The organism is Protofrankia symbiont of Coriaria ruscifolia (assembly GCF_900634745.1).
Classification (GTDB): domain Bacteria; phylum Actinomycetota; class Actinomycetes; order Frankiales; family Frankiaceae; genus Protofrankia; species Protofrankia californiensis.
Genome location: NZ_CAAAFR010000069.1, coordinates 1,365 through 17,610 on the forward strand (window position 1 = coordinate 1,365; position 16,246 = coordinate 17,610).

Sequence of the window (16,246 nt, forward strand, 5' to 3'; positions counted from 1 at the left end):
GGTTCCCTCCGGCGTGCGGCCCGCGCCTGCCGGCGGCAGGCACCAGGGTGCGCATCACCTCCGGCACATTGCCGGAGGCGTCCTGCTCACGCAGCGCCACCGGATCCGTCCGCAACGCGACCAGCAGGGCGTCGTCGCGGGTGAGGGCGTCGTCGAACAGGGCGAGGCCAGCACGCTCGGACAGGGCCGCGACACCGACGCGGGCCATCCGCCGCACGTCGACGGGCCGCAGGCCGCCGGCCAGGCCGCTGGGCTGGTCCCACAGCCCCCACGCCAGCGACGTCGCGGCAAGCCCCGCCTGCGCGCGGTGACACGCCAGGGCGTCCAGGAAGGCGTTGGCTGCGGCGTAGTTGCCCTGGCCGGCAGCTCCGATGAGACCGGAGACCGAGGAGAACAGGACGAACGCCGACAGGTCGCGGTCCCGGGTCAGCTCGTGCAGGTGCCAGGCGGCGTCGACCTTCGCGCGCAGGACGCCGTCGACCCGCTGAGGTGTCAGCGACTCGATGGTCGCGTCGTCGACGACACCGGCCACGTGCACCACCGCGCGCAGCGGGTGGTCGGCGGGAATGCCGTCCAGCAGCGCGGCGGCCCCGGCACGATCGGCGACGTCACAGGCCGCGACCTGTACGTCCGCGCCCAGCGCGGTCAGCTCGGCGACCAGGTCGCCGGCGCCCGCGGCCGCAAGGCCCTGCCGGCTGGTCAACAACAGCCGCCGCGCACCATGCCGGGCGACCAGATGCCGGGCGACCAGCCGGCCCAGCCCGCCGAACGCACCGGTCAGCAGCACCGTGCCGGTGCCGTCGAACCGGCGGGGCAGCTCACGCGCGGCCGGGGCGGTCCGCACGAGCGCGGGAACACGCACCGTGGCGTCCCGCACCACCAGCTGGACGCGGTCGGCGGCGAGCGCTGCGACGAGCGCACGGTAGGACGGCTCGCGCTCGTCACAGTCGGCCAGCACGAAACGGCCGGGGTGTTCCGACTGCGCGGAGCGCAGCAGCCCCCAGACCGCGGCACCGGGCAGGTCGGTGATCGCAGCCGCGCCGGCGTCGACCGCGCCCCGCGTCAGCACCACCAGCCGGGACGCGGCCAGCGACTGGTCGGACAGCCACGACTGCGCCAGCTCCAGCGCACGCGTCACCGCAAGGTGGACGTCAGCGGGCCGGAGCGGGTCATCCGCCGGGGGCTCGTGTGAGGGCGCATGCGTGGCGGGCCCGACGGGTGCGAGCACTACGTCCGGCGCCACCGCACCCGCCTCGACGGCAGCGCGCAGCGCGTGTAGGTCCGAGTAGCCGTCCACCGCGATGCCCGTGGCGTCGACCGCCGCGGCCAGTGCGCCGGTGGCCGGCCCCAGCACCGCCCAGCGGCCCGCCGGCGCGCTGCCGGCCGGCGCGCTGCCGGCCGGGTCGAACTCGGCCCAGTCGACCTGGAACAGAGCGTCACGGCCAGTAGTACGGGCGTCGTGGAGCTGCCGCGGACCCATCCGCCGGAACGCGACCTCCCGGATCGAGACCACCGGCGTGCCGATGTCGTCGGCGATCGTCACCGACACCGAATCCGGGCCTTGCGGGGTGATCCGCACCCGGGCCGTCGTGACGCCCGATCCGTCCCGCGGCCGACCGGTAGTGAACCCGCTGAAGGAGAATGGTACGAACCCGGCATCACCGTCGTGCGGGCCTTCGGCCACGACCAGGTGCAGCGCGGCGTCCACCAGCGCCGGATGCAGCGTGAAATCGCCGGCTTCGCCACCGGCACCACCGTCGGCGCTGTCGCCACCGTCGGCGCTGTCGGTACCACCAGCACCGGCGGGACCGGCCTGCGCCGCCTCGGGCAGGACCACGTCCGCGAACAGCTCATCCTGCCGGCGCCAGGCCGACCGGAGCGCCCGGAAGGCGGGACCGTAGTCGTAGCCGCGTCCCGCCAGCCGCTGATAGAGATCGTCGACCTGGACCCGTTCGGCGCCCTCGGGAGGCCACACGTCGAGACCGGAGGGCGGCACGTGCCCCTCCGCCGCGAGGACACCCTCGGCGTGCAGCGTCCACTGCTGTTCGTCGGTGTCGTGCTCATCCGCTCCGGTGCCCGGACGCGTATGCAGCCGCACGGATCGATTCCCCGTCGCGTCGGACGCGTCCACTGTGACCCGGACATGGACCGCGGTGTCCACGGGAAGCAGCACGGGGCGGTGCAGGGTGAGCTCCTCCAGCCGCCCGGCACCGACCCGGCGTCCGGCGTGCAGCGCCAGTTCCGCGCAGGCCGTTCCCGGCAGCAGGACAGCCCCCATGATCACATGGTCGGCCAGCCACGGCTGGGCTTGTACGGACAACCAGCCGGTCAGCAGCAGACCACCGGAGCCGGCCGGCGAGCTCTGCGCGCCGAGCAGCAGCTGGGACGCGGACACGGGTGCTGCGGCGGCGGCCTCGGTGGCCACCGGCGCGGGGGCCGGTACAGGGGCGGTTGTGGGGGCCAGCCAGAAGCGTTCCCGCTGGAAAGCGTATGTGGGCAGGTCGACGCGGCGTGCCCCGGCCCCGGCGAAGATCCCACGCCAGTCCAGCTGCACCCCGGCGGTGAACAGCGTCGCGAGCGCGCTGGTCACGGCCTGGTCGTCGGGCCTGTCCCGGCGCAGCAGCGCAATCCGTGCCGCGGTGGCCGCCGTGGCACCAGTGAGGCACTCGTGCGCCATCGCGGTCAGCACGCCGTCCGGCCCGAGTTCGCAGAACCTCGTCACACCGGCCGCTTCCAGCCAGCGCACGCTGTCGTGGAAGCGCACCGTCTCACGCGCGTGCCGCACCCAGTAGTCGGGGTCGGTGAGACGCTGCGGGGTGGCCAGCTGGCCGGTGAGGCCGGAGACGATGGGAATCCGCGGCGGCGCGAACATCACGGACCGCGCGACCTGCCGGAACTCCTCCAGCATGCCGTCCATGTGCGCGGAGTGGAAGGCGTGGCTGGTGCGCAGGCGCGTCGTCGGTCTGCCCTGTTCCCGCAGGGACTGCGCGATCGCGTCCACGGCCCGGGAGTCGCCGGAGATCACCGTGGCCGCCGGGCCGTTCACGGCGGCGACGGCGACCTCTCCTTCGCGTCCGTCGTGACCGGCCAGCAGCGCGGCGACCTCGGCTTCGCCGGCCGCCACCGACACCATCGCGCCGGTGGCGGGCAGGGCCTGCATCAGCCGGCCGCGGGCTGCGACCAGCGCGGCCGCGTCGGCCAGCGACAGCACCCCGGCGACATGCGCCGCCGACAGCTCGCCGATCGAGTGCCCGACGAGGAAGTCCGGCCGCACACCCCATGATTCGGTCAGCCGGAACAACGCCACCTCGAGGGCGAACAGCGCCGGCTGGGCGTATGCGGTCTCGTTCAGAGTCCGCGCTTCGGCCGTGCCGGGCTCGGCGAACACGATGTCACGCAACGGACGGTCGAGGTGCCCGTCGAAGACGGCGAACACCTCCTCCAGCGCGCGGGCGAACACCGGGGAGACCTCGCGCAGCCGCCGGCCCATGCCCGGCCGCTGCGCGCCCTGGCCGGTGAACAGCATGGCCAGCTTTCCCCTGCCGGCAGTACCCCGCACCACCGCCGCGCTCGGCCTGCCCAGGGCGAGGTCGCGCAGTCCGGCGAGCAGCTCGCCCCGGTCCCGGCCGACGACCGCCGCCCGGTGTTCGAAGGTGGACCGGCCGGTCGCCAGGGACCATGCCACGTCCGTCACGTCGAGCTCGGGACGTTCCTCGACGTGGGAGCTCAACCGCTCGGCCTGCGCCCGCAGCGCGTCCACGCTGGTGGCCGACAGGACCCAGGCACGTGCCGGGGCGGTGCCGGGCACACCGGTGGCCGGCGCACCGCCGGCGAGGCTCCGCTCGGCCGGTGCCTGCTCCACGATGGTGTGCGCGTTGGTGCCGCTGATACCGAAGGACGACACGGCGGCCCGCCGGGGCCGGTCACGCTCCGGCCAGGGCCGCGCCTGGTCCAGCAGCGTGACCGCGCCGGCGGACCAGTCCACATGGGGGCTCGGCTTCCCGGCGTGCAGAGTCGCCGGCAGCAGGCCGTGCCGCATCGCCATGACCATCTTGATCACGCCAGCGACACCGGCAGCCGCCTGGGCATGACCGATGTTGGACTTCATCGACCCCAGCAGCAGCGGTCCGTCCACGCTCCGGTCCTGCCCGTAGGTGGCCAGGATGGCCTGGGCCTCGATGGGGTCCCCGAGCATGGTGCCGGTGCCGTGCGCCTCGACGGCGTCCACCTCGTCCGGGGTCAGCCGGGCGTCGGCCAGGGCGTCGCGGATCACCCGTTCCTGCGCTGCGCCGTTCGGCGCGGTCAGGCCGTTGCTCGCGCCATCGGAGTTGACCGCCGAACCCCGCAGGACGGCCAGCACCGGATGGCCCGCCCGGCGAGCCTCGGACAGGGTCTGCAGCACCAGCAGGCCGACGCCTTCGGACCAGGCGGTGCCGTCGGCGTCCGAGGAGAATGGTTTGCACCGGCCGTCAGGGGCCAGCCCACGCTGCTGGCTGAACTCCACGAACATGCCGGGGCTGGACATCACCGTGACCCCGCCTGCGAGCGCCAACGTGCACTCGCCGCGCCGCAGCGCCTGGGCGGCCAGATGCAGGGCGACCAGCGACGACGAGCACGCCGTGTCAACGGTGATCGCCGGGCCGCGCAGACCGAAGGTGTATGCAATCCGGCCGGAGGCCATGCTGAGCGTGTTGCCGGTCAGCAGGTAGCCGTGCAGGCCCCGGTCGGCCTGGTGCAGGCGCGGGCCGTAGTCCTGGGGCATGGCGCCGACAAAGACCCCGGTCTGGCTGCCGTGCAACGCCTCGGGCGCGATACCGGCCCGTTCGACCGCCTCCCAGGCGATCTCCAGCAACAGCCGCTGCTGGGGATCCATCGCCGCTGCCTCGCGCGGGGAGATGCCGAAGAACCCGGGGTCGAACAGGGTGGCGTCGTCGAGGAAACCGCCCTCGCCGACATAGGTCCGCCCCGGCTCGGCCTGGCCAGGCCGGTACAGGGCGTCGACGTCCCACCCGCGGTCGGTGGGGAAGCCGCCGATGGCGTCCCCGCCGCCGGCAACCAGCTCCCACAGCTGCTCCGGGGTGCGCACCCCGCCGGGATAGCGGCATGCCATAGCGACGATGGCGATCGGCTCGTCAACGCCGGAGGCGACGCTCGCCGGGGCAGCGGCAACAGCCTGCCCGCCCGAGATCTCGCGGCGCAGATGACGTGCCAGGGCCAGCGGCGTGGGATGTTCGAACAGCACTGTGGCCGGCACCCGCAGGCCGGTGGCCTCGGCCAGGCGTTGGCACAGCCGGACGCCGGTGAGCGAGTCGAAGCCGAGTTCCCGGAACGCCGAGCCCACGTCGACGGCGTCCGGCGAGGCGTGCCCGAGCAGGGCGGCGACGTGCCGGCCGACCAGGTCCGACAGGATCTCCTCCCGCTCGGCATCGGAGCGGCCGGCCAGGCTGAGGGCCAGGGCGGCCGCCGGCTCGAGCGGCTGCTCCTCGTCCGCTTCGTCTGCTTCGTCCGCCTCCGCTGCCTCCGCCACGACGACCGGCCGGCTGCCGGCCTGGCCGGTGACCTGGCCGTTGGCCCGGACATTGATCTGGCCGTGGTCGCCGGTGGTCTCGGGTACGGACACGTCCGCCCAGTGGCGCCGGCGGACGAACGCGTACGTCGACAGGCGCACCGGCCGGCAGTCCTGGCCGGCGAGCACCTCGTCCCAGTCGAGCTCAGCCCCGCGGACGTGCAGGCTGACGGCGGCGGCGAGCAGTGCGTCGGGTTCGGCCTGGTCCTTGGCCAGCGCCGGTACCACGGCGATGTCCGGGGTGTGCGCGGCCGGAGTGGTCAGGCAGTCCTGGGCCAGCGCCGAGAGCACACCGTCCGGGCCGAGTTCCAGGAAGGCGGTGACGCCGTGCGCCTGCAGCTGCCTGACGCCGTCGCAGAACCGCACGGCCTCCCGGACGTTGCGCACCCAGTAGCCGGGCGTGCACAGGTCTGCGGCGGAAGCCGGCTCGCCGGTGACAGTCGAAATGATCGGGATGCGCGGCGGCGCGAACGAAAGGCCCTGCGCCACCTGGCCGAACTCGGCCAGCATGCCGTCCACCAGCGGCGAGTGCGAGGCAAGGCTGATCCGCAGCCAGGTGACCTTGCGCCCCACGGCCTCGAAATGGGCGGCGACGGCCGCGGCCTCCGACTCCTCGCCGGACACCACGGTCGCCATCGGACCGTTGACCGCGGCAATGCTCAGGTGCTCCTCGCGGCCGGCGAGCAGCGGCAGCACCTCCTCCTCGGCGGCCTGCAGCGCGATCATCGCGCCGCCCGGTGGAAGCCCGTGCATCAGCCGCCCTCGTGCGGCCACCAGCGCACACGCGTCGGCAAGATCCAGAACGCCGGCGGCGTGGGCGGCGGTCAGTTCACCGAGGGAGTGACCGAGCAGGAAACCAGGCTGTAGACCCCACCGCCGCACCAGCCGGAACAGGGCGGTCTCCAGCGCGAACAGCGCCGCCTGCGTGTAGTCCGTGCGGCTGAGCAGCTCGGCGTCCGGCGAGCCCTCCGGGGCGAAGACGACGTCGCGCACCCCCCGGTCGAAGTAGCCGTCCAGGTGCGCGCACACGTCGTCGAAGGCCTCGGCGAAGGCCGGGAAACGGTCGTACAGCTGCCTGCCCATACCCAGCCGCTGCACTCCCTGGCCGGCGAACAGGAACGCCACCACGCCGGCATCGCCTGCGACCGCGCGTACGAGGCCGGGAAACTCCTGCCCCTCTGCCAGGGCGTCCAGGCCGCGCAGCAGGTCGGCCCGGTCCCGGGCAACCAGCCCGCCGCGGTAGCGGAAGGCCGAGCGGGTGGTCGCCAGTGAGTAGGCCACGTCCACCGGTTCACGATCAGGATGATCGGTCAGGTACGAGCGCAGCCGCTTCGCCTGTGCCCGCAGCGCCCGCGTGCTTCTACCCGAGATCACCCAGGGCACCGCATGCGGCGGTCCGCTCCTGCGCTCCTGCTGCGTGTCGTCGCGCGTGTCGTCGCGTGGATCCGGCGGTTCGGAGAGCAGCACATGGCAGTTGGTGCCGCCCATGCCGAACGCGCTGACGCCGGCGACCCGGCCGCCGCCCTCGTCCGGCCACCGCTGCGCTGCCACCTGCACGGCCAGGTTCAGCGCGTCCAGCGGAATCGCCGGATTCGGCGCCTGGAAGTTCAGGCTCGGTACGAGTTCCCGGTTCCTGATGCACAGGATGGTCTTCACCAGTCCGGCGATACCGGCCGCACCGTCGAGGTGCCCGATGTTGGTCTTGACCGAGCCCACCCGCAGGGGTGACCGGCCCGACCTGGCTGCTGCGAGCACGGCACCGAGGGCCGCGGCCTCCACCGGGTCGCCGACTTTGGTTGCGGCCCCGTGCATCTCGATGTACTGCACGTCGGCCGGGGCGATGCCAGCCCGGGCACACGCCTGCCGGACGACGTCCTCCTGCCCGGCCTGGTCCGGGGTGATCAGGCTGTCACCACCGCCGTCGTTGTTGACCGCGCTGCCGCGGATCACGCAGTAGATCGGGTCGCCGTCCGCCTGGGCGCTGGCAAGGGGTTTCAGGACCACAACGGCCCCGCCCTCGCCGCGGACAAAGCCGTTCGCGCGCGCGTCGAAGGTGTGGCACCGGCCGTCGGGCGACAACGCGCCGAGACGATCGACCGTGACGGTGCTTTCGGCGGCGAGCATGAGGTTCACGCCACCGACGAGCGCGACGGTGCACTCCTCCCGCAGCAGGCTCTCGCATGCCAGGTGGACCGCGACGAGCGAGGAGGACTGGCCCGTGTCCACGACCAGGCTCGGACCCCGCAGCCCCAGCTTGTACGACAGCCGGTTCGCGATGACGCTGCGGTGCAGCCCGGTCATGGTGTGCTGGCTGATCGCCTCGGGCCCGCCCCGTCGCAGCACGGTGGCGTAGTCGTCCCACATCGCCGCGACGAACACGCCGCTGCGGGTGCCGCGCAGCCTTTCGGGGACGATCCCGGCGTCCTCCAGGGCCTCCCAGCCGAGTTCCAGTACCAGCCGCTGCTGGGGGTCCACCATGGCGGCCTCGCGCGGGGAGATGCCGAAGAACTCCGCGTCGAACCGGTCGACCTGGTCGAGGAATCCACCCCGCCGGCCACCGGGACGGGACAGCTCGCTGTCGAACGGGCCGGGCGGGCCCCAACGGTCCTCCGGTGCCTCGGTGATGCCGGCTGTTCCGGTGCGCAGCAACCGCCAGAAGCCGTCGAGGTCGGGCGCTGCGGGCAGGCGGCAGGACATGCCGATCACGGCGATCCGGCGATCCGGGCGCACCGACGTCGCGTTCGGGACAGCTTCGGAATCGCTCATTGCCACCTCCGACTGAAACAGGGAAAAAGCCGTAGCGACCAACGTCGTTCACATCTTTCTCGTCGGCTCGACGGCTGCCGAGATCAAACCGTCCACCGGACGGATCGCGGCTGACCGGGTACGGGACCGGCACATCATCCACAACGACGAATCAAACGACAAATCATCCGCAGACGAATCATCCACAAAATCGCGCGAGGTGCTCCAGGATCGTGTGGATGACAGCCGAACGGTGTTCGGTCAGATAGAAGTGGCCACCGGAGAAGACGCCCATGTCGAACTGCGCCGTGGTGTGCTCCGCCCAGGCGCGGGCATCGTCAACCGTGACCTTCGGGTCGCTGTCCCCGACCAGAGCGAAAATCGGGCAGTTCAGCCTCGGGCCGGGTTGGTAGCGATATGTTTCGGCCGCTTTGTAATCACTGCGGATCACCGGTAGCACGATACTGAGCAGCTCGCTGTCGCCGAACAACTGCGCCTCGGTTCCGCTGAGCGCCTTCAGTTCGGCCAGCAGCAGGTCGTCCGAGCTGCGGTGTATGTTTTCGACCCGCTGCCTGGAAGGAGCGCGGCGACCGGAGACGAACAGTCCCGCGGCGATCACGCCGGTGTTCTCCAGCCGCCGGGCGACCTCGAAGGCGACCGTGGCACCCATGCTGTGCCCGAAAAGGGCGAGCGGCCGGTCAGCCCAGCCCAGCAGCACCTCGACAAGCCGGTCGGCGAGCTCGGCGACGTCCTCCACACATTTCTCGCTGCGCCGATCCTGCCTGCCGGGATACTGGGCTGCCAGCACCTCGACCGACGCGGACAGCGCCCGTGAGACCGGAAAGTAGAAGCTGGCCGAGCCGCCGGCGTGCGGCAGGCAGACCAGACGGACCTTGGCCTCCGGCGCCGGATGAAAGCGCCGCAGCCATGGTTCGTCGTTCCGGGTGGTTATCGTCATCGGACTCCTCGGAAAGTACCCGTATACGGGGGCGGGTTTTAGGGGCTACCCCCGGGTGACCGAGCCGTCAGCGGCCCGGAGACCTGGGCCTCCAGCGGTGCGGAAAACGGGCTCCCGGCCGACTGAGGAATCGCCCTGTCACACGACCAGCCCACCGTCCACACCGAATACCTGGCCGGTGATGTAGCCGGCCCGGTCGGAAAGGAGAAACGAGACGAGTGCGGCCACGTCGTCCGGATCTCCCGCACGGCCCAACGGAATGCGTTCGACGAGCTGCTGGCGCAACGGCTCGCCGAGACCGCTGGTCATGTCGGTGGCGATGAGGCCGGGCGCAACCACGTTGGCCCGCACACCGAACGGCCCACACTCCTTGGCCAGCGCACGGGTGAACCCGATGATGCCGGCCTTGGACGCCGCGTAGTTCGCCTGCTTCGCGCTGCCGTACACGCCCGCCACCGAGGACATCGTTACGACACAACCGGTGCGGCGCTTCATGAAGGAGAAGATCGCCGCTCGGCAGATGTTGTACGTACCGTCGAGGTTGGTGCTGAGCACGGTCCGCCATTCGTCGTCGGTCATCCGCACCAGAGGGTTGTCCCGGACGACGCCGGCGGAGGCGACCACCGCGGAGATCGGCCCGAGTTCGTCCTCGGCGGCGGACACCAACGCCCGTGCCTCGCCGGCGTCCGCGACGTCCAGTTTGTAGGCGAGCACCCGTCCGCCGTGGGCCTCCGCCTCGGCGACGGCATCCTCCGCGGCGTCGGGACGGGAATGGTAGCAAAACGCCACGTCGAAACCGTCAGCGGCGAGATGGCGTACCACCGCGCGGCCGATGCCGCGGGAACCGCCGGTCACCACGGCGACCGGGCGGACGTCACCGGACATGTCAGGTCTCTCCGAGTTTGGCCGTCAGCAGGTCGTAAACCCCGTTCAGGGAGGTGATGCTGGTGAACTCCTCGTCCTTCACCTTGATGCGGTAACGCTTTTCCACGCGCACCACGATCTCCAGCGCCATCAGCGAGTCGAGGTCGAGCTCGCTGATGAAGTCGGCATCGTCGGTCACCTCGGCCGGCGACCGTTCGAGGGCGTCGGCGACGAGGCCGCGCAGCTCCTCCCGGTCCACCGTGATCTCCAGATTCTTGGTCATGGATGGCATCCTTTTCTTTGTCACGTCTGTTCCGGATGGCCGGCGGCAGTGCGATCATGTTTCTTTCGCGCTCGGGGTTCCTGCCGATCCGGGAGGCCCGGGTCCCCGGGCCGCTCAGCGGGACCGGTAGGTCGTCATGTCCCGATCAGTTCGCCGCCGTCGACACCGATCACATTTCCCGTCACCCAGGACGAATCACTGGCGGACAGCATGACGATCGCCTCGCCGACGTCCTCGGGCCGGGTGAGCCGCCGATGCGGATTACGGGCAAGGCACTTGTCGTCGAACTGCGCGCTGCCCGGGATCTTCCGAAATGCGGGCGTGATCGTTGTACCGGGACGCAGCGCGTTGACCGCCACACCGCGCTGCGCGAGTTCCACGGCGAGTTGGCGGACATGCGACTCCAGCGCCGACTTGGCCGCCGAGACGGCTCCATAGTTGGGAATTACCAGGGAACTCCCGGCGCTGGTCAGCGCATAGATCTTGGCTCCGGGCCGCAGCAGCCCGGCGGCCAGCAGATCCTGTGTCCAGTAGACGAGGCTGTGCGCCATCACGTCGAGGGTCATGGCCATCTGCTTCGCTGTGATGGTGCCGGTGGCCTCCGCCGTGGGCACGAAGGGCAGCAGCGAACCGAAAGCGACCGAGTGGAGCACGACCCGCAGCCCGGCGCCGCCGGTCAGTTCGGCGATCCGGGGTATCAGGTCGGCGCGCGTGGCCGAGGCGGCGACATTGCGGTTGAAGAAATGCGCCGCGACGCCCCGTTCATGCAGCTCCGCAGCCAGCTTCTCGGCAGCTTCCCGCCCTTCGGAGGTGTCGAAATGAATCCCGATGACATTGCCGCCCTCCGCGGCCAGAGCACGGGCCGTGGCCTGTCCCATGCCGCTGGACACGCCGAAGACCAACGACCAGGAATCCTTGAGAGGCACCAGCACGGTCAGCTCCCGGTGGCCACTCGGCGAGCCGACGAGCCGTCGCCGGCGATCGACCTCTGATCGATATCCGACCAATAATCCCATCGAATCCGCTCCGCGTGGGAGCACCCGTCCACCTGCACTACTGATTCCATATTCGAGTTACCACCATCGCCAGGCCGACCGGGGCATGTGAAATTACGCGTCATCTTCTCGGTGATCCGGAGACGTGGGCCTTCCGGACCTCCCGGATCGACTTCCGGGCCCCGGGCGCGAAAGAAACATGATCGCGCCATCTCTGGCCCACCGGTGAACCGGGAAGCTGGGCCTCCAGCGGCATGGAAAACATGACCATGCCGCCTTCGAGCTGCCAGCGCATTCATCGTCAACCACGATCAATCGATCGGATCACTACGACATCGCGTGACAGTAGCACCGAGTAACCACGGAACCAAGTAGCCATGCCGACACGGTGCGGCGGCGCATGTCCACCCGCCCCGGCACCGCCTCCCGGTGACCAGGACCCAGGTTTCCTCGGGACTCCCGGCCGCACGAGAAGAAGCATGATCGCACGGCCTTTGACCGGCTAGACCTTACGACTTTCCAGCGCACCGGCACAACCCCCTCCCGGCAAGTCGCGGAGCATTCGTCCCCGACCATCCGTAGTTCGACACCCGGACCGATTCCGCGCCCAACCCACATACGCAGGCGATCCGATTGGAAAACGACCCGGTCGCTCATACAGGCAAAATTTTTCGCCGGCCGGAGCGACGAGAATGGATGCGACGTACGTGGCATCCATGGACGAACAGCCGTACTCACGGCACCCGGGGACGACCGAATCCTCGACGCGGAACGAGGAACATCGGCATACCACCGGACAAACGACTCTGTTTCACCGGGCACCGGATGTGGCGTCAATCTTCAGCTATCATTTCGCTGAGCACGCGAAGTCCAGCGGAATGGTAGGAGGTTTTACGTCATGTCGTTTCCGAAAATAGGACGAGTGGTGGACGGCGTTCTTGGTGCACCGGCCCAGGTCGCCGCCCAGGTCGCCGGCGCCGTCCAACTGCCGAACATCGACGACTGGAAGGCCCGTCCGAGCGCCGAGCATCCGCGTCCCGTGGTTCTGGTGCACGGCACCTTCGGCAACGCCCTCGACTACTGGATCACCACCGCGCCCGTACTCGCGGCATCCGGATTCACCGTATTCCGGCTGGACTACGGTGCCCTGCCCGGAATACCGGTCCTGCACGGCCTGGACACGATCGAGAAGTCGGCCCAGCAGCTCGCCGCGTTCGTGGACAAGGTCCTGGCCTCCACCGGCGCCAGCCAGGTCGACATCGTCGGCCACTCACAGGGCGGCATGATGCCGCGCTACTACATCAAGTTCCTCGGTGGAGCGAGCAAGGTGAACCGGCTGATCTCGCTCTCCCCGTCCAACCACGGCATGGCAGAATCCGAGCTGGTCACGCTGGCCAAGCAGTTCCCCGGCGCCGAGAATCTGATCGGTTCGACCATGCCGCCTGCCTGTGCCGACCAGACCATCGGCTCCGTGCTGCTGACCAAACTGAACGGGGACGGGGAAACCGTGCCCGGCGTCCAGTACACGGTCATCGCGTCCAAGTTCGACGATGTCGTCACACCCTATTCCTCGGCGTTCCTGAACGGGCCGGGCGTGCAGAACATCACGTTGCAGGACCTGTACCCGGTCGACATCAGCAACCATGGGGCCGTGGCGGCCAACCCCATGGTCTTCCGCGAGGTCGTCAAGCACCTCAACGCACCGAGCACCAGCACTGCGGCAGGCGCATCCCGCGCATAGGCGCAAACCGGGCGACACGTACGGCGACTTCGGCAGGGCGGCGAGACAGGCCGCGCACCCGAACAGGAGGAAGGCTGGATGGCCGGCGAGCGGCTGAGCGGACTGGACGTAGCATTTCTGAAACTGGACGATCCGGCGGCTCCGATGAACATCGGTGCGCTGATGATATTCGAACCAACCCACCCCGTCGGTGTCGAGCAGCTGGTCCGTCTGCTGGGCGAGCGGATGGGAAGCTTCCCCCAGTTTCGTCAGCGCCTCCGGTCGCTGGCGGTACCGCCCGCCGCAGCAGAATGGGTCGAAGACGCGCAGTTCCAGGTGGAGGCACATATTCGGGTCTGCTGTCTGCCTCCCCCTGGAACACGCGATCAGCTCACCGAATACGCCGCCAACGCGATGGCCTCCCAGCTCAACCCGGCCCGGCCGCTGTGGGAAGTACACGTGATCACCGGGCTGTCCGACGGACATTTCGCGCTCCTGCTCAAGACGCACCATGCTGTCACCGACGGGCAGGGCGGCGTCCGCCTCTTTTCCGCGGTGTACGACGAGAGTGCAGCCCTGATCGGCGGCACAACGGCCACGTCAGCCGCACCGAGTTCGCGCATACACGGGGCATGGCGCTCGGTGTCCCGGCCGGACCAGTGGTTGAGCGCGATCCCCTCCCTGGTCGCCGGCCCCTCCCTACTCGCCGGGCAGCTGATCGAGACCGGGCGCCAGACCACACGCGAACTGGGCATTGCGGCGTCGGTACTGCGCAAGGCGCGCTTCTCAGCCGTGTCCTCCCTCGTGGGAACACCGTCGAGGACGCCACCGCGACGGCAGATGACCATCGTCCAGCTGGATCCGGCCGCGGTACGACGGGTCCGTCAGCAGCACAGGGTCATGACCCACGAGGTTGTCCTCGCCGTGCTGGCCGGAGCTCTTCGTGACTGGCTGGGCTCCGGCGACCGCGGGCTGGGCGGGGCCAGGCCGCGGGCACTGATCCCGGTCGCTCTCCGCATCGATGCCGCAGAGCCAGGGCGGGGCAACAACCTGTCCGGATATCTGTGTGAACTGCCGGTGTCCGAACCGGACCCCGTACGACGGCTGCGGGCCGTCCACGTCGCCATGGAACGCAACAAGGCCAACGGGCCGTACCGCGGAGCCGGTGCGTTCCCGCTACTCGCCAACTCGCTGCCCGCCGCGGTGCACCATCTCGTCGGGCCGCTGGCCGGACGCGGTGCCAACCTGCTGTTCGACGTCGTGGTGAGCAACATACCGAAATCGAATGCCACCCTGCGGATGGCCGGCGCCCCGATGCGGGAGTTCTACGGCATGGTGCCACTGGCCCACGGACACGGGCTCAGCGTCGCCGTGACCAGCAGTCGCCACTTCATCGGCATCGCCTTGTACAGCGACCCGTCGATCCAGCCGGACGTGACCGGCCTCAGCCGTGCCCTGCCGCTCGCGCTGACCGCCCTCGCTCCTCCGGCCCCCGTGCCCGCACCCCGGGTCGCGCTGCCGGCCGAGTCCTCGACAGCCGACCCCACCCCCGGGCCGTCCGTGCCGGCGGGCCGAAGAACCGTCACCGCGCAACCCGTCACCTGACCCCGCCGACGCAACCGGGCGGTGCGGAGGCCATCTGGGTCATCCCGAACGGGTGTGGCCGGGCCACCCGCCGTATCCCGCCGGGCGGCGATACGGACGGCGTTTCTGCCGCCCACAGGGTTCTTCAGCACCGTCACACGACCATCGCCACCATCGGTAACTGTCGGTAATAATGCTGATGCTTCCGGACTGGTCAACGTCGATCCCCGACGATTCCCGAGAATTCCCCGGGTCGGCCGGTACCTGCGGTATCGCATCCGAGCGGGGCAGGTTGTCGTACCGGCGCGGGCCTCCAGGAGCCGGACGCCGTGGGGAAGCCGCTCGGCAAGCCCAGCCACAAGATCCCGGATCAACACCTCACGACGCTGCCAGCCATCATCATCGGACATGGCGCCCGCTACTCACACCCTCCCCCATGCGGCCCCTGGACGGCTGCCGGTTCCGGACCCGGTGCCCCCGTGCCGACGGGAGGTGCACATCCGAGGAACCCATCCTGTGCCCGATCGCGGCAGCCGCACATGGGCCGCGTCCGCCCGCTGGCGCCCGTCCGCAAGATCTCCAAGGGTTGCCACGAGCGTGAGGTTCGCCCGCTCCCCCGCCCAGGTCCACCACCGAACGTCGTCGCTCAGCAGACGGGGGCCTTCCACCGGGTCGGTGAGCAGCACCGGGTCGGTCCGGCCGATCTCGTCCCGCCCACACAGGACGGTGAATTCGGGCGCGGCGGTGAACACGGCGGTGAGCTCGGAGAAGTGCCGGTGGCCGAACCGCTGTTCGGCCTGCGGCGGGGTTCCGGAAGACGGTGTCCCGGATGTCGAAGAGCCGCTGGACTACAATTCTGACCATGGAGACGCTGCCGCTGGCCGAGGTCAAGACCCGGTTGTCCGAACTGGTAACCAAGGTCCAGCAGCAACATGACCAGATCACCGTTACCCGCAACGGCCGTCCCGCAGCTGTCGTGATCTCGGTGGAGGAGTGGGAGAGCCTCCACGAGACGCTGAAGATCCTAGCCGACACCGACACGGTGGCAGCCATCCGGGATGCGCGCGAAGAGGTTGCGCGCGGCGAGGTCTACACCACTGACGAGGTGCTGGCAGCGTTTCGGCGACGGGGCCAGCAGACGGCGTGAGTGAACCGTACGACCTGCGGTGGTCCCGGTCTGCGCGGCGGGCGGTGGCCGAGGAACTACCGGAGTCCGTCGCGGCAGCCGTGCTTGAACTTGCCCTCGGTCCGCTCCGCGGAGATCCCCGTCGTGTGGGCAAACCTCTACACGATCCCTTCACGGGAATGTGGTCTGCCCGTCGCGCAACATACCGGGTGATCTACAGCATCGACGACGACAAACATCTCGTCACGATCGAGGTCGTGAAGCACCGCCGAGACTCCTACCGAACGTAGTTTCCCGTCGCCTCTCACGGAGAGAACGTAGCTCCTTGCAACCGGGCCGCATCACCCGCAACCGCACGCCAGGGGTCTGTTGCGTTATGGGAAAGCAAGACATGGCGGACCCTGC

The 16,246-nt window shown here is 70.0% G+C and carries 9 protein-coding genes and 1 pseudogene; 4 read left to right on the forward strand and 6 right to left on the reverse strand.

Annotated elements, in window-relative coordinates:
* From CV1CTNOD_RS09860 to CV1CTNOD_RS09880, 5 genes are all read right to left on the reverse strand, one after another.
* Nucleotides 1-8,332 (reverse strand): type I polyketide synthase (locus CV1CTNOD_RS09860; RefSeq protein ID WP_165485419.1); only part of this gene is annotated, 8,332 nt, incomplete at its 3' end.
* A 178-nt stretch (nt 8,333-8,510) separates the two neighbouring features.
* Nucleotides 8,511-9,269 carry a thioesterase II family protein gene (locus CV1CTNOD_RS09865; RefSeq protein ID WP_131785823.1) on the reverse strand — a complete coding sequence of 253 codons (759 nt, stop codon included), beginning with the start codon at nt 9,267-9,269 and terminating at the stop codon, nt 8,511-8,513.
* A 138-nt stretch (nt 9,270-9,407) separates the two neighbouring features.
* Nucleotides 9,408-10,154: a 3-oxoacyl-ACP reductase FabG gene (gene fabG, locus CV1CTNOD_RS09870; RefSeq protein WP_131785824.1), complete on the reverse strand. Its 747-nt coding sequence runs from the start codon at nt 10,152-10,154 to the stop codon at nt 9,408-9,410.
* Between the two features lies 1 nt (nt 10,155).
* Nucleotides 10,156-10,416: an acyl carrier protein gene (locus tag CV1CTNOD_RS09875; RefSeq protein WP_241251427.1), complete on the reverse strand. Its 261-nt coding sequence runs from the start codon at nt 10,414-10,416 to the stop codon at nt 10,156-10,158.
* A gap of 134 nt (nt 10,417-10,550) precedes the next feature.
* Nucleotides 10,551-11,348 carry an SDR family oxidoreductase gene (locus CV1CTNOD_RS09880; protein WP_131785829.1) on the reverse strand — a complete coding sequence of 266 codons (798 nt, stop codon included), beginning with the start codon at nt 11,346-11,348 and terminating at the stop codon, nt 10,551-10,553.
* Between the two features lie 961 nt (nt 11,349-12,309).
* Here CV1CTNOD_RS09880 and CV1CTNOD_RS09885 point away from each other — a divergent pair.
* Nucleotides 12,310-13,152: an esterase/lipase family protein gene (locus CV1CTNOD_RS09885; RefSeq protein ID WP_131785825.1), complete on the forward strand. Its 843-nt coding sequence runs from the start codon at nt 12,310-12,312 to the stop codon at nt 13,150-13,152.
* 78 nt (nt 13,153-13,230) lie between these two features.
* Nucleotides 13,231-14,736: a wax ester/triacylglycerol synthase family O-acyltransferase gene (locus CV1CTNOD_RS09890; protein ID WP_131785826.1), complete on the forward strand. Its 1,506-nt coding sequence runs from the start codon at nt 13,231-13,233 to the stop codon at nt 14,734-14,736.
* 509 nt (nt 14,737-15,245) lie between these two features.
* Here CV1CTNOD_RS09890 and CV1CTNOD_RS09900 read toward each other — a convergent pair.
* A pseudogene (locus CV1CTNOD_RS09900) lies at nt 15,246-15,518 on the reverse strand (hypothetical protein); the annotation flags it as partial.
* A gap of 59 nt (nt 15,519-15,577) precedes the next feature.
* Here CV1CTNOD_RS09900 and CV1CTNOD_RS09905 point away from each other — a divergent pair.
* Together CV1CTNOD_RS09905 and CV1CTNOD_RS09910 are read left to right on the forward strand one after the other, a co-directional pair.
* Complete coding sequence (locus CV1CTNOD_RS09905; RefSeq protein WP_131766453.1) at nt 15,578-15,862, forward strand: type II toxin-antitoxin system Phd/YefM family antitoxin; 285 nt, start codon at nt 15,578-15,580, stop codon at nt 15,860-15,862.
* Nucleotides 15,859-16,131: a type II toxin-antitoxin system RelE family toxin gene (locus CV1CTNOD_RS09910; RefSeq protein WP_131785828.1), complete on the forward strand. Its 273-nt coding sequence runs from the start codon at nt 15,859-15,861 to the stop codon at nt 16,129-16,131. Before CV1CTNOD_RS09905 ends, CV1CTNOD_RS09910 begins: the two co-directional genes overlap by 4 nt.
* The last annotated feature ends 115 nt before the right edge of the window (nt 16,132-16,246 follow it).